Source organism: Lacinutrix iliipiscaria (genome assembly GCF_042686125.1).
GTDB classification, from domain to species: Bacteria; Bacteroidota; Bacteroidia; order Flavobacteriales; family Flavobacteriaceae; genus Oceanihabitans; species Oceanihabitans iliipiscarium.
Map to the genome: position 1 here is coordinate 163,616 of NZ_JBHUOV010000007.1, position 19,401 is coordinate 183,016.

General features: G+C 32.4%; 15 protein-coding genes. 2 read left to right on the plus strand and 13 right to left on the minus strand.

What is annotated here, in order from left to right:
• Positions 1–101: 101 nt before the first annotated feature.
• The 12 genes from ACFS5M_RS11240 to ACFS5M_RS11295 all read right to left on the minus strand — a co-directional run bounded on the left by ACFS5M_RS11240 (position 102) and on the right by ACFS5M_RS11295 (position 15,637).
• Positions 102–2,024 (minus strand): DUF349 domain-containing protein, encoded by a 1,923-nt coding sequence (locus tag ACFS5M_RS11240; protein WP_183488518.1) that lies wholly within the window; start codon positions 2,022–2,024, stop codon positions 102–104.
• 83 nt (positions 2,025–2,107) lie between these two features.
• On the minus strand, positions 2,108–2,839 hold the full coding sequence (locus tag ACFS5M_RS11245) for a shikimate dehydrogenase family protein (protein WP_183488517.1): 732 nt from the start codon (positions 2,837–2,839) through the stop codon (positions 2,108–2,110).
• Entirely contained in the window at positions 2,832–3,851 is a 1,020-nt protein-coding gene (locus tag ACFS5M_RS11250; protein WP_183488515.1) for a DUF368 domain-containing protein, read from the minus strand. The genes ACFS5M_RS11245 and ACFS5M_RS11250 overlap by 8 nt, the downstream gene beginning before the upstream one ends.
• Positions 3,851–4,861: a DUF368 domain-containing protein gene (locus ACFS5M_RS11255; RefSeq protein ID WP_183488513.1), complete on the minus strand. Its 1,011-nt coding sequence runs from the start codon at positions 4,859–4,861 to the stop codon at positions 3,851–3,853. The genes ACFS5M_RS11250 and ACFS5M_RS11255 overlap by 1 nt, the downstream gene beginning before the upstream one ends.
• 62 nt (positions 4,862–4,923) lie before the next feature.
• Positions 4,924–6,303, minus strand: a complete 1,380-nt coding sequence (locus ACFS5M_RS11260; protein ID WP_183488511.1) for a tetratricopeptide repeat protein — start codon at positions 6,301–6,303, stop codon at positions 4,924–4,926.
• Positions 6,304–6,435: 132 nt separating this feature from the next.
• Positions 6,436–7,638 carry an aspartate aminotransferase family protein gene (locus ACFS5M_RS11265; RefSeq protein WP_183488913.1) on the minus strand — a complete coding sequence of 401 codons (1,203 nt, stop codon included), beginning with the start codon at positions 7,636–7,638 and terminating at the stop codon, positions 6,436–6,438.
• 2 nt (positions 7,639–7,640) lie between these two features.
• Positions 7,641–9,416 carry an OstA-like protein gene (locus ACFS5M_RS11270; RefSeq protein ID WP_221267583.1) on the minus strand — a complete coding sequence of 592 codons (1,776 nt, stop codon included), beginning with the start codon at positions 9,414–9,416 and terminating at the stop codon, positions 7,641–7,643.
• Positions 9,417–9,545: 129 nt separating this feature from the next.
• A complete protein-coding gene (locus tag ACFS5M_RS11275; RefSeq protein ID WP_183488509.1) occupies positions 9,546–10,817 on the minus strand; it encodes an adenylosuccinate synthase in 1,272 nt (423 codons plus the stop codon).
• 10 nt (positions 10,818–10,827) lie between these two features.
• Positions 10,828–11,280 (minus strand): Fur family transcriptional regulator, encoded by a 453-nt coding sequence (locus ACFS5M_RS11280; RefSeq protein ID WP_183488507.1) that lies wholly within the window; start codon positions 11,278–11,280, stop codon positions 10,828–10,830.
• Positions 11,281–11,304: 24 nt separating this feature from the next.
• Positions 11,305–13,521 carry a RelA/SpoT family protein gene (locus ACFS5M_RS11285; protein WP_183488505.1) on the minus strand — a complete coding sequence of 739 codons (2,217 nt, stop codon included), beginning with the start codon at positions 13,519–13,521 and terminating at the stop codon, positions 11,305–11,307.
• A gap of 79 nt (positions 13,522–13,600) precedes the next feature.
• Positions 13,601–14,833, minus strand: a complete 1,233-nt coding sequence (locus ACFS5M_RS11290; RefSeq protein WP_183488503.1) for a M48 family metallopeptidase — start codon at positions 14,831–14,833, stop codon at positions 13,601–13,603.
• 3 nt (positions 14,834–14,836) lie between these two features.
• Positions 14,837–15,637 (minus strand): TrmH family RNA methyltransferase, encoded by an 801-nt coding sequence (locus tag ACFS5M_RS11295; protein ID WP_183488501.1) that lies wholly within the window; start codon positions 15,635–15,637, stop codon positions 14,837–14,839.
• 38 nt (positions 15,638–15,675) lie between these two features.
• Here ACFS5M_RS11295 and ACFS5M_RS11300 point away from each other — a divergent pair, with 38 nt between their 5' ends.
• Positions 15,676–17,118: a T9SS type A sorting domain-containing protein gene (locus ACFS5M_RS11300; RefSeq protein WP_183488499.1), complete on the plus strand. Its 1,443-nt coding sequence runs from the start codon at positions 15,676–15,678 to the stop codon at positions 17,116–17,118.
• A 109-nt stretch (positions 17,119–17,227) separates the two neighbouring features.
• A complete protein-coding gene (locus tag ACFS5M_RS11305; RefSeq protein ID WP_183488497.1) occupies positions 17,228–18,037 on the plus strand; it encodes a DUF6503 family protein in 810 nt (269 codons plus the stop codon).
• 44 nt (positions 18,038–18,081) lie between these two features.
• On the opposite strand, the gene ACFS5M_RS11310 is transcribed toward ACFS5M_RS11305, so the two are convergent.
• On the minus strand, positions 18,082–19,395 hold the full coding sequence (locus ACFS5M_RS11310) for an amidohydrolase family protein (RefSeq protein WP_183488495.1): 1,314 nt from the start codon (positions 19,393–19,395) through the stop codon (positions 18,082–18,084).
• Between the last annotated feature and the right edge of the window lie 6 nt (positions 19,396–19,401).

Below are 19,401 nucleotides of genomic sequence, written 5' to 3' on the forward strand. Positions count from 1 at the left end.
TCATTAATGCATTATTCTTCTTACAGAATAAATGTTTAGTTAGTTTAGTTAGGAACTAAATCCTATTTGAGTGTTAAGTCTATTCAAATAGGATTTTTTCATTAGTATAATTCCTTAATTTTACGAAGTTTTGATTTCCAGATTTTTAAAGATTCTTTGTGCTTATTTATATTGTTATGCACTTCTTTTACAACTGGATTATCATCTGCGACGTTTGTAAAAAACTGTAAATTATTTTCTAGTTGATTGATTTCACTTTTGACTTCATCAATTTTCTTTCTGATATACGAACGCTCATTGTCTAAATATCTGCTATCTGTAGCATTGCTTAAGTTTTCAAGTTTATTTTCAAACTTTATCATTTCAGCTTCAGCTTTATCCATCTTCAACGAATTAAATAAAGTGTCTAAGGTTTTACTAAATTTACCTTCAATATATCTTTTATTGGAAGGAACATTTCCTAAGGCTTTCCATTCAGCCAAATGCGATTTTATTAATTTTAAATCTGCCTCATTTTTACCACTTAATTCTAAGTGCTTTATTTTCTCTAACAACTCTTTCTTTTTGTTATAGATTTCATAACCTGCTTTATTTTCTTCATCTTTTACGGCATGAAATTTATTGAAGTAATGGTTACAAGCAGTTTTAAATTGTTTCCATATTTTATCGCTGTCTTTTCTTGGCACATGACCAATGTTTTTCCACTCATGTTGTATTTTTTTCATTAGTGGTGTTGTGCTTTCAAAGTCTTCGTTATCTTTATTGTCTTCAGCAATTTTAATGAGATCTAACTTTTTTTGAAGATTTACATGCTGTTCTTTTTTTAGGTTTTTATAAAAAGCATTTTTATTTCTATTAAAAACCCGAACAACGTCTTTAAACTTAGCCCAAGTGGCTTCATTAACTTTTACAGGGACTTTTCCAGCACTTAAAAACTCTTTGCGTAAGTCTTCAACTTCTTTTATTTTCTTTTGCCAAGAGTTATGCGATTTAGCTTTTTCTTTTGAAATCAGTTCAATTTTAGAAATGATAGCATGTTTTTTCTCAAGATTAAACTCATAAATTTTGTCTAAATCATTAAAATAATCTTGACGCTTATCATGAATAATTTTTGTAGCAGATTTAAAGCGTTCCCAAATTTCGTCTCTATGTTCTTTTGCTACTGGACCAAGTTCTTCTTTCCAAAGTTTATGTAGAACTTGTAACTCTCTAAATGCGCGATTAAGATTGTCATCTTGTGCTAACTCTTCAGCTCTTTCAATTATTTTTAGTTTTTGCTCTAAATTGTGCTTGAAATCTAAATCTCGTAAATCTCTGTTTAAATGTAAAAAATCATAGAAGATTTCAACATGATGGTGGTAATTGTTCCAAACATTATTGTATTTATCTCTTGGGATTGGACCAGCATTCCGCCATTGTTCTTGTAATGCTTTAAAATGCTTGTAAGTTGTGTTTATGTTTTCTTCTACATTTATCAAGCCTTTAATCTCTTCAATAATCTGTAAGCGTTCTGCTAAATTATCTTTGTGATTTTTTTCAATGCTCTTATAATGTGCTTTTATTTTGTCTCTATAATGATTGTAAGTTTCTTTAAAGCTTTTTTGTATTGGACTAGAGTAATGAAAGTCTATGACATTGCCGCCATCATTTAAAAATTCCTCCTTTTTTTCGTCTAATAGTGCATTAAATTTTGCTTTAAATTCTGATCGTATACTTTCAACGTGAGATTTAATGGCTTGTACTTTTTCATATTTCACCAATTTTTCAAGCTCTTTCGTAAGCTCTTCAAGTTCCATAGCATGATAATCTTTGACTTCTATTTCATGCCTTTCACTTGTGCCTTCATCTTCAGCATCTTCTGCGTTTGTAGCATCAATCTCATTAATAGCGTCATCTTGCTGATCTTCGCTAATCTTAAGTTCTGTTACTTCTGATGCTGTGTTTTCTTCTGTTTCTAAAGATTGTTCTGTAGATTGTTTTTCTAATTTTCCATCTGCTTGAGGCAGGTTATCTTGCTCTGACATTTTAAAAATGTTTGGTTCGTTAAAAGTACTATAACGTTAAAGATACTAACAACTAGGATATTTTCAAAAAGTTATAGTATTAATTAGCGATTCCAAATTCGCCAAGATTTTTTTGCTTGTAATTCTAGCATTTTTAAACCATTTATTGTGGTTGCATTTTTTTGCTTCGCTAATTTTAAAAATGTAGTTTCTTTAGGGTTATAGATAAGATCAAAAACTAAGTGTTTTTTTGTTATTGCGTGATAAGGGATTTTTGGACATTCTTCAATATTTGGTGAAGTCCCAATAGGTGTGCAATTAATGATGATAGTATGGTTGTTTATGTCTTTTTCGGAAAGTGAATGATAGGTTATTGCTGTGTTTTCTGAGACCTTTCTGGATACATAATTATAGTTAATATTCATGCTTTTAAGTGCATAAGCAATGGCTTTGCTGGCACCACCAGTTCCAAGAATTAGTGCTTTGTTATGATGTGGTTTTAAATGATTTACTAAAGATTTTTTAAATCCATAATAATCTGTATTGTACCCTTTTAATTTTCCTTTTTTAGTGATTTTTATAGTGTTTACAGCACCAATTTTTTTAGCTTTCTGGTCTAATTTGTCTAAATAAGGAATGATTAATTCTTTGTAGGGAATGGTAACATTTAAGCCTTTAATACTATCGTCTAAAATAGCTGGAAAATCAGTGATATGTTCAAGATCAAAATTTTCATAGGAAGCATCTTCTATTTCTTCAGATTTAAATTTTTCAGCAAAAAAAGCTTTCGAAAATGAATACTCAATATTTTTACCAATTAAACCAAATCTACGCATGAGTCTTTCTGGTTTTTTGTCCGTAAATTTCTAAAGCTAAAACGATAGCAATTCCAATAATAATAAAAAATATTGCTAAGTATGTTTCCTGATTAAACTCTGGTATAAAGCGTTTGTAGTTTTCTACTACTTGATGTCCTGCAGAATCTAGTATAAACACACCTTCTTCTGATACTTTATAAATGGTCTTTTTCCAAGGCCAAACCACACCAAGAGACCCAATAATAAAACCAATAATAGAGGCCAGCGTTATACTTTTATAGTGCTTTAAAATATAATTTATAACATGTGAAAAAGTCACTAAACCCGTTGCAGATCCAAGCGTAAAAACCCCTAGAACTTTGAGCATTCTAACACGTTCGTTGTCTTGAATGAAAGAAAAATCACCTTGAAGCATATCTGCAAAAGAATCATATAAAGCATTTACAGAATCGACTAGAAGTAACACATAATTGCCTAAAAGAATCAAAATAAATGAGCCTGAAAAACCAGGAAGTGTCATGCCAGAAACACTAATAATACCACAGAAGAATACAAACCAAAGGTTGTCATTTTCTTTAGCAGGATCAAGAAAGCTAATGCTAAGACCAATGACTATTCCTATAAAAAGTGCGAGATAAGTTCGATAATTCCAGTCTTTAAAATCTTTACTTATGTAATAAATGGAACCTACAATCATTCCAAAGAAAACACTCCAGACATAGAGTTCGTAGTACTCTATTAAATAATCCAAAATTTTAGAAACACTAAAGTAACTTATTAGCATTCCAAAAAATAGCAGACTTAAAAAGCGTCCATTAATATATTGAAAAAAGCTATTAAATCTTCCGTTAATTAGTAGTTTAAATGCCTTAGTATTTACTTTTTGTAAAGAGTAAATAAATTCTTCATAAAACCCTGTAACAAATGCAACAACACCACCAGAAACACCAGGAACTTTATTTGCAGCTCCCATTCCTAAGCCTTTTAAGACTAGAAATAATTTATCTGAAAATGTTCTTGTGCTTTCCATTATTGGACTTTAGTTCCTATTTTTTCAAGAATAAAAATGGTTAAAAAACCAATAACCATTAGGCCTATTGCTAACATCGTTTGTGGGTCTATTTGATTATTGATTTCTGAAAAAGTAGAAGGCATAATACTTTGTTCCACAATTGTTTTATAAGCCTCAAAATCCTGTACATTTTTTTGATAGACCGAAAGTGTGCCTAAATCAGAAATGCTTGAAAACGGAATAACATCATTGCTGGTATTACTCATTATCGTTATTGTTTTTTTCCAAGGCCATATTTTATTTAGAGAGCCAAATATAAACCCTGTTAATAAAGCTAAAGTTAAGTTGTGATAATGTTTGAATAACCATTTTAATACACGTGAAAAACTTAATAAACCAATAATAGCACCTAAGATAAAAATTAGAATCTTTTGAAAATCTAAGCTGTCTATAGCATTGCTTAAAGATTTATATGCTCCAAGAATTACCAAGATAAAGGATCCAGAAATTCCAGGTAAAATCATGGCGCAAATAGCAATTGCTCCAGCAAAAAACAGGAAAAAAGAGTTGTCATTACTAGCCATCGAAGGTAAAGAGGTAATATAGTAAGCTAATGCTGCACCTGCAACAGTTGTAATAATTGTACTAAGTGTCCACTTTGTAATTTGTTTTCCAACAAAAAAAATACTCGCAATAATAAGTCCGAAAAAGAAAGACCAAATTAAAATAGGATGGTATTCTATTAAGTATTTTGCAAGCTTCATAAAAGTTACAAAACTGATAATTATACCTGTTAGTAGTGCGAGTAAAAAACTCCCATTTATTTTTTTCCAAAAAGGCTTTAGACCTTCTGTTTTTAAAACTTTTAAGGTCTTAAAATTAACATTGCTTATTGTTGTAATTAATTCCTCATAAATCCCAGAAATAAATGCAATTGTACCACCTGAAACGCCTGGAACTGCATCTGCAGCTCCCATGGCCATACCTTTAAGTGAAATGATAAGATAGTCTGTTAATCGTCTTTGCATGCTTTAGCTTTTTTACGAAAACCAAAGGTAGTATTTTTTAGCTAGACGATTTTTGAAAAGGTTTACTTTAATAACTTTTTTACGAGTGTTTTTTTAAACACATTTGGAAAAAGCTCTTCAATGATAAACGCGTATTCTGGATTACTCCGAACAGCATTTTTTAAGTGAAAGGAACCTTTTTCAGTTTCATGCTGTAAGAAGTATAAACCCGCAAGTCTATATTCTAATTCTGCATTTTCAGGATAGAATTCTGAGGCTTGTAAAAAGTTAAAAATTGCAGCTTCAGGCTCTCCTAGTTTTAATAAAATATCTCCACGAGCAATCCAAGTGTCAACTTCATAATTTCCTAATTCTAAGGCTTTTTTATATCCTCGCTCTGCTTCCTCTAAAAAGTTAAGACGTTGATTAATTTGAGCGTACAACTTCCAATAAATGACATTCTCTGTATCAATATTAATAGCCTTGTTAATATAATATAGAGCCTTTTGATAGTTTTTCTTTTTATTATAAAACTTGGTGATAGCAATCCACCCTTTGTCTAATAAAGGATCTTCATGTACAGTTTTATAGAAGTACTGTACCGCTAAATCGTCATTACCCAGTTTTTCATAACAAAAACCAATTCGTAATAAAGCAAATGAAGTTGGGTCATCTAACTGTAATGATATGGTATAGCTTTCTATGGCATCATTATAACGCTTTAGTTTTTCAAGAACTTTACCTTTTTCCAGATATGCACCAACAAAGGTATCTTCAGAAATTATGGCAAAATCAAAAGCAGCTAGGGCTTTAGTATAGTCTTTAATGGCAAAATATTGTTTCCCTAATTGATGCCAAGCCACTTCGCAATAAGGCTTGTTGTCTAAATAATTATTTAGATATTCAATAGCATTTTCATTTTGTTCTAGAAAATCAAAACAATAAATCATGTTATAAAGTGCCGAATAATCTTCAGGGTTTTCCTCTAAACACTTCATGAAATAGTTTTTTGCATCTTCAAATTGATCTAAAAACAGGTGTTCCATACCAATTAAAGAATAAATATCTGAGATGTCTTCAGTGAATTCTAAGGCTTTCTTTAATACATCTATTGCTTTAGCATGTTCATCTTTTTTTGAAAAAATATTAGCCTTTTGAATATAAATCTCTTCATTTAAAGGATCGATGATATAGAGTTCGTTTAATAATGTATCTGCTTCGTCAAGGTAATTTTCAAAAATATAAATTTCAACTTTAAATAGCTTTAAATTGATAGAAGTAGGATGTTGTTCTAAACCTAGTTTTATGGCTTTTTTAGCTAAGGCTACTTTACCTTGATTAAGGTAATGGTGAATAATATTTTCAAATTCTTCTGAATCAAAAAACAAAACATGATTTGTTTTTAGCATGGATTCAAATTTGGTAAGCGGTAAATTGTTGTTGTCATTTTGACTAAACTCCATAGGCAATATGTATGGTTCTACTTCAATAAATGTAATATTCTAAACGTGTTATAAGGTTTTGAAGCTTAAATGTTTTTAACAAAGTAATCAACAGTGTTGTTTTGAGTAGTTTTTTTTATTGTAATTTGATTATCAGGTGGTTGGAGTGTCTTGACTTGGACTTATGCGATTCAAAATATCAATTATGATACTACAGCCTTTAACTATTTCTTTATTCGATATAGTTAGTGGAGGCGTAATTCGGATAGCTTTAGGTTCAAATAGTAACCAAAAAAGTATTAATCCAGCATCTTGACAGCGTAAAATAACTTCGTTAGTTATTTCTGCAGAAGGTGTTAAAGCGGCAAGCATGAGTCCTTTTCCTCTAATTTCTGTAATTAAAGGATGTACTAAATGCTTTCTGAAGAGTTTTTCTTTTTCTAGTGTTTGTGTAATTAAATTACTTTCAATGACTTCTTTTAAAGTGGCTAAAGCTGAAGCTGCAATAACTGGGTGGCCTCCAAATGTAGTGATGTGACCTAATTTTGGGTGGTCTTGAAGAAGATCCATTAGTTTGGCAGAAGCTGTAAATGCACCTATTGGCATTCCACCACCAAGCCCTTTACCACTTACCAAAATATCTGGAGTGCAGTTGTAATTTTGAAAACCAAAGAGCTTTCCTGTTCTTCCAATTCCCGATTGGATTTCATCTAAAATTAAAAGAGCACCAACCTCATGACAACGTTCTTGAACTTTTAATAAATAATCTTTTGAAGGAACGATAAAACCTGCACCACCTTGTATGGTTTCTAGAATAACACAGGCAGTTTTAGTTGTAATTTTATCTAATTCATTTGTATTGTTATAGGTTATGAATTGAACATCAGGTAGTAATGGTCTAAAAGCTTTTTTACGTTCCTCATAACCCATGACACTCATGGCTCCCATGGTGTTACCATGATATGCATGTTTTGCTGCAATAATCTGACTTCTCCCTGTAGCGCGTTTAGCTAATTTTAAAGCGCCTTCAACGGCTTCAGTTCCAGAGTTTGTTAGATATGTTTTTTCTAGTTTTTTAGGTAAATGCTGAGCTAATAACTTAGTGAGTTCAACTGCAGGTTTTTGAATGTATTCTCCATAGACCATAACATGTAAATAGCAATCAGCCTGTGTTTTTATGGCATTGATTATTTTAGGGTGCTTATGACCTAAAGTACATGCAGAAATTCCAGCAACAAAATCAAGATAGGGTTTATTGTTAGTGTCATATATATACGAGCCTTCAGCACGACCTATTTTCATGGCTAAAGGCTGTGGAGATGTCTGCGCTTGATATTTAAAAAAATCTGTTTTGATACTTATTCTTTTTTAGGCTGAATGAGTTGTGGCTTTTTTTCAGGTTTAGCTTTTGTGGGTAAATTTCTAGATGCTTTTGGTAGTTTTACAGGTTGCTTCGATTTTTTAATTTCAGCTTTATCTGCTTTTTCTATTCTTTCCAGCATGTTTTCGTCGAAGAATTCTTCTTGTGGAACATAATCTTCCAAACCTTTAATGACAGGTAGATGTAAAGGAGGATCTTCACTAAATAAATCTTCAACGCTTTTAGGTCTTTCTTCTTCACGCCAATCAAAGCCACGAAGTTTTCTTACGTTTTTAGGAAACTGAGATTCTGGATATGTTTTGCCATCAACTTGTCTAATCTTCCGAAGTTCATCAATTTCTCCATCTGTAAATAGCATCATAATACTACCAGATTTAGACTTGTCTATTCCGACTAGTTCGTTTTTTTCATTTCTAGCAAAGTAAATTGACTCCGCATTTTTATTGATGTCTACTTGTTTTAATTTGTTGTCTTCAGAAAATAAGCCAATAAGTTTTTTTCCTGTAATTTGATTATAGCCAGCATCTAAGGTATCTTTATTAATAATAAATGCATTATCAAAGACAAGAAGTGAATCTAGTTTTTCAGTTTCAGGATTTGATTTTATGTGAATGGTGTCTCCTGTCATTTGATTACCTAGATTCCATAATACAGGACGTCTCTTAGTCGCAAATGCATCTTTAGAGTCTAATCGCGATAAATTAATAAGTTGTGTGAGTCCTGTTTTGTGATTTACATGTACAGAATCGGCTTTTCCACTCATGTCAGATTTAAAAAACTTGGCATTTCTATAGGCTCTTGTAATTCTTTTTTCAGCTTTTCCAGTGACCATTAAAGTGTCAGCATGCATGTACACGGAATCATTTTCTTGAACCGTAATAGCTAATGCACGTTTGGTAATAAACACAGAATCTTTGAGTTTATAGACTTCAGCATAATGCCCTTTAACAATACTTTTGTTTGCGGTATCTGTGACTTTTATATTGTTTGTAGCAGAGGCGAAGCTTCGGTTATTATCAAAATACATACTGTCACCTTCAAACACTTGATTTTCATAATCAATCTTCGCTTTTTTAACAGCGTAACCTTGTTTGGTTTCGGTATTATAAAAGCCTTTTTCACAATAGGTTTTGCTTTCTGCGGTGACTATTGTTGAAGGTCCGTAAAGGAAGGCATGACCAGTTTCTGTATAGAAATCGAGTTGTTGCGTATCTATCGTGTAATCAGGATTGACTAGCTTCACATTTTTTACAAACTGATATTTTTTAGCATTCATATAATAACGACCTATACGACTAGTAATAGTTCCAGAAGAATCACGAACGACTTTTCCGCCACTTTTATAAAAGGATTGTTGTTTGGCGCGATCAAAATATAAAGTGTCTGTAGTTAATGTTGAAGCAGGCTCTTTTAAAACGACTTCGCCACTAGCAAAGGCAAGTTTGGTTTTTCCGCTGTATTCTACATATTTCGCAACCATGTTTATAGTATCGCCTTGAACCATTTTTACATTTCCATAGGCTTCTACAAAATTCTCGTCAGAGTAAAGTAATGCTTGGTCGCACCACATATCAACACCTTCATGTACAATATGGATCTGACCAGAATCATCACGCGTCATGATTTTTAAACCAGGTGTTTCTTCTTCTTTAAATTCTAGAAATCCAGAATATTTTATCTCAATTTGCTGCTGTGCTAATGTAGAAGCAAAAATCAGAGAGAAGAATAAGATAAGTATATGTGCGTTTTTCAACTTCAAAATAAATTAATTGTGGTAAAAATAACGATTATTATAATGTATCATTACGCATTAAGGTTTTTTTAATACAAAAGACCTGCCAAGTTTATAACAAGGCAGGTCCTAACGATCATTTTTTTTGATTTACATAAAAATAGTCTGCTTTCTATCTGGACCAACAGAAACCACATGAATTGGAATTTCTAATTCTTTTTCTAAGAAGGCTATGTAATCATTAAGCTCTTTTGGAAATTGTGATTTATCTGTCATTTTAGTTAAATCATCACTCCAGCCTTTAAAATCTGAATAAATGGGCTGAATATTTTCAGGTTCAATGTTATACGGTAAATGCGAAATCGTTTCACCTTTATATTGATATGCTGTACAGATTTTCAATGTTTTAAAACCAGAAAGCACATCGCCTTTCATCATCATTAACTTTGTTACACCATTTACTTGACAAGCATATTTTAAAGCCACTAAATCCAACCAACCACAACGCCTTGCTCGACCTGTAACAGCTCCAAATTCATGACCTATTCGCGCCATGTCTTCTCCAACTTTATCAAACAATTCTGTAGGGAAAGGACCAGAGCCAACACGTGTTGTATAGGCTTTAAAAATGCCGTATACTTCACCGATTTTGTTTGGTGGGACACCTAAGCCAGTACAAGCTCCTGCGGCAGTAGTGTTGCTTGAAGTTACAAATGGATAAGTTCCAAAATCGATATCTAGTAAAGAGCCTTGAGCACCTTCAGCTAGAATTGTTTTTCCAGATTTTTGAGCTTGATGTAGGTATTCTTCGCTATCAATAAATTGTAATTCTTTTAAAATTTCAACCGATTTAAAAAATTCAGTTTCCATTTCTTGTAAATCATATTGTACATCAACATTATAAAAATTAATCATGGCTTCATGTTTATTTGCCAAAGCACGATATTTCTCTTTCCAATTTGGCAATTCTAAATCGCCTATACGAATACCATTTCTACCAGTTTTATCCATATATGTTGGTCCAATACCTTTAAGAGTAGAACCAATTTTAGCTTTACCTTTTGAAGCCTCTGAAGCAGCGTCTAGCAATCGGTGAGTGGGTAAAATGATGTGAGCTTTTCTGGAAATGATAAGTTTTGATTTATAATCTAAATTAAATTGATCTAAACCTTCAAGTTCTTGTACAAAAACGACAGGATCTATAACGACACCATTTCCAATAATATTAGTAGAATTTTCGTGAAAAATTCCAGAAGGAATCGTTCTTAAAACATGCTTGATGCCATCAAACTCTAAGGTGTGTCCAGCATTTGGGCCACCTTGAAAACGAGCAATAATATTATAGTTTGAGGTTAACACATCAACAATTTTTCCTTTGCCTTCGTCTCCCCATTGTAATCCTAGTAGTAAATCTACTGCCATTGTAATTTAATTATTTAGTTGATTTTTTATGACCATAAAAGTAGAGTGAATGGTTTGTGATTTCAATTTCAAAAACCTCTTCAATGGTTTTTTTGATGGATTGAATTCTTGGGTCACAAAACTCAATAACTTCTCCAGTATCTGTAAGAATAACATGATCATGCTGCTTGTCAAAATAAGATTTTTCATAGTGCGCTTGATTTTGACCAAATTGGTGTTTTCTTACTAGAGCACAATCTAGAAGTAATTCAATAGTATTGTAAAGGGTCGCTCTACTCACACGATATTTCTTATTTTTCATGCTTAGGTAAAGTGACTCTATATCGAAATGTTCTTCGCTATTATAAATTTCTTGAAGAATGGCATAACGTTCTGGTGTTTTACGATGACCATTATCTTCTAAAAATTTAGTGAAGACATTCTTAACTATTTCTTGGTTTTTTGTGTCAGTTTTTACACTCATAATTTCGGCGTAAATTTACATTATTTATACTCTTTTAACCTTATCAATTCCATTAATTTTTTTAAGGTTATCCATGAGTTTTGTTAATAAGTTTTTGTTTGCAACAACGACATTAATTTTTCCTGAAAAGACGCCGTCATCGCTTTGAAAGCTTATACTTTTCATATTCACATGCATGTTTGAGGAAATTACTTTTGTGATATTATTGACTAAGCCAAGATTATCAATTCCAGATAGTATTATTTGTGCAGCAAACTCTTGTTGAGAGGAGTCGATCCATTTCGCGGACATGATTCTGTAAGCATAATTAGATTGTAAGGAAACAGCATTCGGGCAGTTTTTTTTGTGTACTTTAATTCCTTCATTAACCGTTAAAAACCCAAACACACGATCTCCTGGAATAGGGTTACAACAATTGGCTAATTTATAGTCTAATTTTTCTTCTTCTTTACCAAAAACTAATTGGTCGTATTTAGTTGTTATTTCATCTTTGTCAAGCTCTTCTTTAGGGATGTTTTGTTTTCTGGAAATTTTATTTTTAATATAGCTCATTAAGGCATTGCTTCTAGACGAAGCATAGTCTTTAAGCATCATATTGTCTATAGATCCAGAACCTACACGATAAAATAAATCTAAACTTGTTTTAAGTTTAAAATGATTAACCATCTCGTTCACAGAATTCTCATTTAAAGTAATCTTGAGTTGTTTTAGTTTACGTCTCAATATTTCTTTACCATCTTCTGCAATTCGTTTAGTATCTTCTTTTAAAGCAGATTTTATTTTTCCTCTTGCTCTGGCAGTTGTTGCATAATCAAGCCAGTTAGAATTCGGTTTTGCACTTTCTGAAGTTAATATATCAACCTGATCACCATTTTTAAGTTCATGGCTTAAAGGCACTAATTTACCATTTACTTTTGCACCTCTAGTCTTCATGCCGACTTCGGTATGAATACTAAAAGCAAAGTCTAAAGGTGTAGCACCTTTAGGTAATGACTTTAAATCGCCTTTTGGGGTGAAAACGAAAATTTCTTTAGAATAGAGATTAAGTTTAAATTGTTCAACAAAATCTACTGCATTAGACTCGTGATTTTCAAGAGCTTCTTGTAATCGATTAATCCAAGTTTCTAAACTGTCTTCTTCTTTTTTCTCTTTGTTTTTGTATTTATAATGTGCAGCATAACCTTTTTCAGCAATCTCGTTCATACGTTCGCTACGGATTTGTACTTCAACCCATCTTCCTTTTGGCCCCATTACTGTAATATGTAATGCTTCATAACCCGTAGATTTAGGAGAGGAAATCCAATCGCGAAGCCTTGTTGGGTTGGGTCTAAAATGATCTGTTACTATGGAATAAATTTTCCAAGCGAGAAACTTTTCGTTTTCTTGATCGCTTTTGTAAATAATTCGTACAGCAAACTTGTCATAAACTTCATCAAAAGTTACACCTTGAGCGACCATTTTTTTTCGGATAGAAAAAATAGATTTTGGCCTTCCTTTTATATCATAATTTAGGTTTTCTTTATCTAGAGAACTTTGAATAACCTTATTAAATTCATTTATATAAGCATCTTGTTCCTCTTTGCTTTCCTTCATTTTAAACAAAATATCATTATAGACTTCAGGTTCGGTGTATTTTAAACCTAAGTCTTCTAATTCTGTTTTAATGTTATAAAGACCAATTCTGTGTGCTAAAGGTGCGTAAATGTATAGGGTTTCACTTGCAATTTTGACTTGTTTGTCTGAGCGCATAGACTCCATAGTCTGCATATTATGCAAACGATCTGCTATTTTAATAATGATGACGCGAACATCATCATTAAGAGTGAGTAGCATTTTTCTGAAGTTTTCAGCTTGCATAGACACATCCATGTCTTTTTTAAGCGAAGAAATTTTCGTCAAACCATCAACTATTCTAGCAACAGTTTCTCCAAATAATCGTTCAATATCTTGAATGGAATATTCTTCATTGTCCTCAACAACATCATGAAGTAAAGCAGCAGCAATAGACGTCGCATCTAAACCAATTTCTTGAGCGACAATTTTAGCAACAGCAATAGGATGAAAAATATAAGCTTCACCAGATTTTCTCCGTTGATCTTTATGTGCGTCAAGTGCAACGTCAAAAGCTTTTCTGATTAACTTTTTATCTTCAGCTGAAAGCGTTCTATAGCTGACCTTAAGCAATTCTTTGTATGCTTTGGTAATGGCTAAATTTTCTTTTTCTAATTCTACTGTCGTCATAAGTATTAAAAATAGTATAAAGAAAATTAATGGACAACCCTTTTGGGTTTAAAATTGAAGGAATATATCGTCTAAAATATTATCGTCTTAAATTTTGTATTCGTTCCAGTAAAGTGGGATGTGAGTAATGCATAAACACATATGCTTTGTGTGGTGTTAAATTGCTTAAGCTGTTTTTGGATAGCTTTTTTAGTGATGAAATTAAGGGTTCGGCTTTATATGTTGTTTTGGCATAATTATCGGCTTGATATTCGAATGTTCTTGAAAACCAATTCATGAGAAGTCCAGTGATTTCTGAAAGTGGACTATACAAAATTCCGAAGGCAATTAATCCAATATGAAAGCTTGGAGTTTCGACACCCAAGGCTTGAGATAAAATAGGTTCTTTAATAAATAAAGAAAGAATATAAAGTGTGAAACCAGTAAGTAGAACTGAAGCGATTAAATTAAAAATAATATGTCTTTTTTTATAGTGGCCAACTTCATGTGCAAGCACTGCAACAATTTCATCTTCATCTAAATCATTTATCAAAGTGTCGTAAAGTGTCACTCTTTTTTCGCTACCAAAACCAGAAAAATAGGCATTGGCTTTGGTACTTCGTTTTGAGCCATCAATGACAAAAATTTTATCGAGTTTAAATCCGACAGTTTGCGCATAAGCAGAAATTTGATCTCTTAAACTCCCTGATTCTAATGGTGTTTGTTTATTGAATAAAGGGACGATTAGTCGTGAATAAAACATATTCATAAAGACCGTAAAAAACGTCATTAAAGCCCAAGCATAGAGCCAAAAGTCATTGCCTGTGGTCTGATAAAACCAAAGTATTGCTGTAAGGATAATTCCGCCAAGAATGGCCATCATAAACCAACTCTTAATCTTGTCTAACCAAAATGTTTTTTTAGTGGTTTTATTAAATCCGAATTGTTCTTCAATAACAAACGTCTTATAATAACTAAAAGGTGTTGTAATGATATCGCTTCCAATCATTATAATACCAAAAAAAATTAGTGCAATGATTGTAGGATGTTCACTATAGCTTCTAGCAATATTATCAATGGCTTCAAAACCATCAAAAACTAAAAAACCTAGTGTTAATAAAATTGAAAAAGTAGAGGTTAAAATTCCGAATTTATAATTAATCTGTTTGTAATCTTGAGATTTTTCATATTCAGCTTCATCATAAACATCTCGTAATTCTTGAGGCACAACATCTTTAAAATGCTTTGCATTTAAGGCGTCTAGAATTTTATCAACTATAAAGTCAATAATTAAAATGGCGATGATAATATAAAATAGAGTTGTGGCTGTCATGTGCTATTTAAAATGGCGTTGTCTTTTCGCTTCAAAAATAAGAATTCCTGCAGCAACAGAAACATTCATAGAATCTATTTCTCCTTGCATAGGGATAATTATATTTTGAGTCGCATATTTTAACCACTCCTCACTTAAGCCAGTTGCTTCGGTACCAACTACAAAAGCTGTTGCTTTGGTAAAATCTTGCGTATGATAGTCTGCACTTGCTTGTAAAGCTGCGCAATAAATATTAATGTTCTTGTCTTTTAAAAACTGAATGATTTCTGAGGTGCTTCCAGTGGCAACCTGATTGGTAAACACACAACCTACACTAGATCGAATAATGTTTGGATTATATAAATCGGTTTTTGGATTGGCTATAATAACTGCATCTACATTGGCCGCATCTGATGTACGAAGTAATGCACCTATATTTCCAGGTTTTTCAGGTGCTTCAGCAATTAAAATAAGAGGGTTTGGGGTGTTGAATTTTATGTTTTCTATGGAATTCGCTTTTGTTTTTGCTATAGCAATTATACCTTCTGTGGTATCTCTGTGTGCTAATTTTTGATACACGTCTTTAGAAACTTCTACAACGTTTAGCTGAGGGGTTGTTAAGTTGTTGAGCTGGTTTTCTGAAAATAGTTCTGGATAAAATAAAATAGTGTCTATTTCATAATCGCCTTTAATAGCCAAAGATATTTCACGAAGCCCTTCGATTAAAAACAATTGTGACTGTTTTCTAACTTTAGATTTTTCTTTTAAAAGGACAAGTTCCTTAATATAAGGGTTTTTAGCACTTGTTATTTGTTTGAAAGCCATTAATTCACGTATCTTTAATGGCACAAAGTTATACTATTATGAAACAAAAAGTACTTTTTTTATTAATTATACCAATGAGTTTTATGATGTATGCTGTAGAAGGTTTTTCTTTTGAAACTTATACAGATGAGTGCTATGACGACGCTTCGTTTTTTATGACACCAAATTGTGGAGGTGGAACAGCGACTATAACTGGTGATTTAGGAGGTAGTTTTGCTTTTAATCCAATTCCTTCGGATGGTGCTGCGATTTCTCCAATTACAGGAGAAGTGGTTTTTGGTGTATCTGGGGCTACTTATTCTGTGGAATATACTACAGCTGGACCATCACCAGAAACGTCTATCCAAATTTTTACTGTGTTAATTAATGATGATGCTAGCTTTTTTATGACCCCAAACTGTGGTGGTGCAACAGCAACTATTACTGGTGATCTAGGTGGCGTCTTTGCTTTTAATCCTATAGTAGGAGATGGTGCAGTAATAGACCCAATAACTGGCGTAATTTCTGAAGGCTCTCACGGGACTACCTATACAGTAATGTATACTACTTGGGGAGATTGCCCAGACTCATCATTAGAAAACGTTACAGTATTTACATCACCAGAAATTGTAACACCTACAGCAATACAAGCATGTACTGTTGGAGGTATTACGGAATATAATTTAGATTCTAGAACAGATGAAATATTAAATGGGAGCGTTGATGTTTCTCTAACTTTTCATGAATCTTTTAGCGATGCTGCAAATGGAATTAACGCATTGACTTCGCCTTATATCAATACTGTTAGTAATCAAATCCTTTTTGTTAGAGGAGAGGATTTAGTCTCCGGATGTTATTCAATTGTAGAATTAGAACTAATTGCTGTGGATTGTTTAGATACAGACACAGATGGTGTCATAGATGCTGATGAAGACATTAATCGTAATGGCAATTTAGATGATGATGATACTGATATGGATTCTATTCCTAATTATTTAGATAATGATGATGATGGCGACCTTGTAGACACGATTGATGAAATAAGTATTGTTGATGGAAGAACTATGCATGATTTTATAGATACTGATGGTGATTTAATTGAGAATTATTTAGACGATGATGATGATGGAGATGGCGTTTTAACTGTAGATGAAGATTATAATAATAATGGCAACCCTACTGACGATGATACCAATTCAAATAGTATTCCAGATTATTTAGACAGCACAGTAGCTTTAAGTATAAATACCTTTAATTTTAATAGCTATTTGCTGTATCCTAATCCAACTAAAACATTTGTAAATATTGAGTTTAATACTAATGTTAGTGAAAAGATTAACGTTAATATTTATGATGTTCAAGGCAAATTAGTATTGAATGTAAACAGTAAAATAGATGGCCATAAAGTTCAATTGGATGTGTCTTATTTGTCTAAAGGCATGTACTTTGTAGAATTAAAAAACAACCATTTTAAAACGGTTGAAAAACTTATTGTTGAATAGCGCCATACGTTAAACTTAAGTTATAAAAGCTTTCGTAATTCGGAAGCTTTTTTTGTAATGTTTATTTTCGCCTTTCGACAAAGTTTCAAACCAATAAACAAATCAATTAATGAAAAATTACATTTTTGCGATTACCCTTTTATTTGCTTTTTCAGCATGTAAAGATAACAACACAACGTCTAAAGCTTTAGATTCTAAAGAGTCTACTAAAGAGATTGTTAAAGAAGAAGCTATTAATTATCCAGAAAACCTCGTTAAAGTTTTTAGTGCACATGGTGGAATTGACGCCTGGAAATCTATGAAATCTTTAGCTTTTACCATGGAGAAACCAGACGGAAAAGAAGTGACGACAACAAACCTAAATTCTAGAGAAGCTTTAATTGAAAGCTCAGCATCAATCATAGGCTATGATGGTAAGCAAGCCTGGTTTGTAAATAAAACAGAAGACGAGTATAAAGGTTATGAACCTAAATACTATTATAATCTTATGTTTTATTTTTATGCAATGCCTTTTATTTTATCTGATGATGGTATTAATTATGCAGATGCAGAGCCTTTAGTCTTTGAAGGCGTTACTTATCCTGGAATACAGGTTACCTATGATGCAGGAGTTGGTGAAACACCAGAAGATCGTTATGTATTATATTACAATCCTACAACCTACCAAATGGAGTGGTTGGGTTATACGGTTTCTTTTGTTCCTGGAATTGATAAAAAAGAATTGCATTTTAGAAAGTATAGCGAATGGCAAAAAGTTAATGGTTTACTCTTACCTAAGACAATAGTAAGTTATGGGTTTAAAGATGATAAACCAACTGAAGCTAAGAAAAGTACAGATTTTATTGATATTCAAGTTTCCGATGAGACTATAGCATCTAGCAAATTTGCTAAACCAGAGGAAGGTGAATTTGTAGAGTAGTATTAATACCACATAAAAAGAGAGCCAATTGGCTCTCTTTTTACTTACTCTTTATATTTTTTAGAATATCTTTCATTTAATTCTGTTTGGTGCGTTTCTAAACTAATATCACGCCCTTGAATAAAAGCACGAGTGAGTTTGTTGGTTCGCATATCTAAAGCATCACCTTCACTAATAAAAAGAGTGGCGTCTTTCCCCGTTTCTAATGTTCCGCAAAAATCATCTATACCTAAAATTTGTGCTGTGTTACTTGTAATGAGTTTTAAAGCTTCTTCTTTATCTAAACCATAAGCCACACATGTTCCAGCATAAAATGGTAAGTTTCTAGAGTTCATACGTTCCATACGTCCACCATTAGCTTCTAATCCAACAAGTATATCATTATCCACTAAAATTTTTGCCATTTTAAAAGGAAGATCATAATCTTCATCATCACTAGTTGGTCTAGAGTGCACACGTTTAAGTAGTATTGGAATATTATTTTGTTTCAACAGATTTACGACTTGATGTGCTTGATAACCGCCAACAATCACCATATTCTTTATATTATTGGCTTTAGAAAATTCAATAGCATCAGTAATGCCTTTAGCGTCATTAACATGAATGTAAAGTTTTTGAGAGCCACTTATTATATTCTGCATTGCTTCAAAAGGTAGATGTTTAGATGGCTTTTCTCCATTTTGATAGGCTTTATTTTGAAGAAAATAATCGTTAAGTTCTTCAACTTGTTTTGTGTAATCTTTATTAGGCTTTAAATGTGAAGGTTCGCCTAGCCACCAACGTCCTCTTGAATATGGACTTGGCCAGTTTAAATGCAAACCATCATCTACCTTTAAAGCCGCATCTTCCCAATTCCAAGCGTCAAATTGTACAATAGAAGAGGTTCCAGAAATGCGTCCGCCTTGTGGCGTTATTTGACCTATAAGAACTCCATTAGGTCGCATAGATTCAACTACTTTAGATTCAGCATTATAGGCGATTAAACTACGTATATGAGGATTCATGCTCCCAATCTCATCATTGTCTTGAGTCGCTCTTACAGCATCAATTTCTCCTAAACCCAAAGTTGAGTTTGGAACAATAAAACCTGGATATACATGTTTGCCTTCAGCTTTAATGATATCCATGTTTGAAAAATCCATTTTAATCACTCTGGAATCTCCAACGGTTTCAATTTTTCCGTTTTTAAAAACGATAATGCTATGAGTGATGACTTCGCCATTTCCAATATGTGCTGTTGCTCCAATAATTGCAATTGCTTTTTCTTTGGTTTGTTTAGAAGCTGGAGTTTGTTGCGCTATACTTATTGAAGAACACAATAAAAAAGCTGCTAAAATGTAATGATTTAATTTTTTCATCTTTTT

Coding starts and splice junctions, on each gene's coding strand:
- ACFS5M_RS11240 (WP_183488518.1), bottom strand. CDS start 2,024: ATGTCAGAGCAAGATAACCTGCCTCAAGCAGATGGAAAATTAGAAAAA.
- ACFS5M_RS11245 (WP_183488517.1), bottom strand. CDS start 2,839: ATGCGTAGATTTGGTTTAATTGGTAAAAATATTGAGTATTCATTTTCG.
- ACFS5M_RS11250 (WP_183488515.1), bottom strand. CDS start 3,851: ATGGAAAGCACAAGAACATTTTCAGATAAATTATTTCTAGTCTTAAAA.
- ACFS5M_RS11255 (WP_183488513.1), bottom strand. CDS start 4,861: ATGCAAAGACGATTAACAGACTATCTTATCATTTCACTTAAAGGTATG.
- ACFS5M_RS11260 (WP_183488511.1), bottom strand. CDS start 6,303: ATGGAGTTTAGTCAAAATGACAACAACAATTTACCGCTTACCAAATTT.
- ACFS5M_RS11275 (WP_183488509.1), bottom strand. CDS start 10,817: ATGGCAGTAGATTTACTACTAGGATTACAATGGGGAGACGAAGGCAAA.
- ACFS5M_RS11280 (WP_183488507.1), bottom strand. CDS start 11,280: ATGAGTGTAAAAACTGACACAAAAAACCAAGAAATAGTTAAGAATGTC.
- ACFS5M_RS11285 (WP_183488505.1), bottom strand. CDS start 13,521: ATGACGACAGTAGAATTAGAAAAAGAAAATTTAGCCATTACCAAAGCA.
- ACFS5M_RS11290 (WP_183488503.1), bottom strand. CDS start 14,833: ATGACAGCCACAACTCTATTTTATATTATCATCGCCATTTTAATTATT.
- ACFS5M_RS11295 (WP_183488501.1), bottom strand. CDS start 15,637: ATGGCTTTCAAACAAATAACAAGTGCTAAAAACCCTTATATTAAGGAA.
- ACFS5M_RS11300 (WP_183488499.1), top strand. CDS start 15,676: ATGAAACAAAAAGTACTTTTTTTATTAATTATACCAATGAGTTTTATG.
- ACFS5M_RS11305 (WP_183488497.1), top strand. CDS start 17,228: ATGAAAAATTACATTTTTGCGATTACCCTTTTATTTGCTTTTTCAGCA.
- ACFS5M_RS11310 (WP_183488495.1), bottom strand. CDS start 19,395: ATGAAAAAATTAAATCATTACATTTTAGCAGCTTTTTTATTGTGTTCT.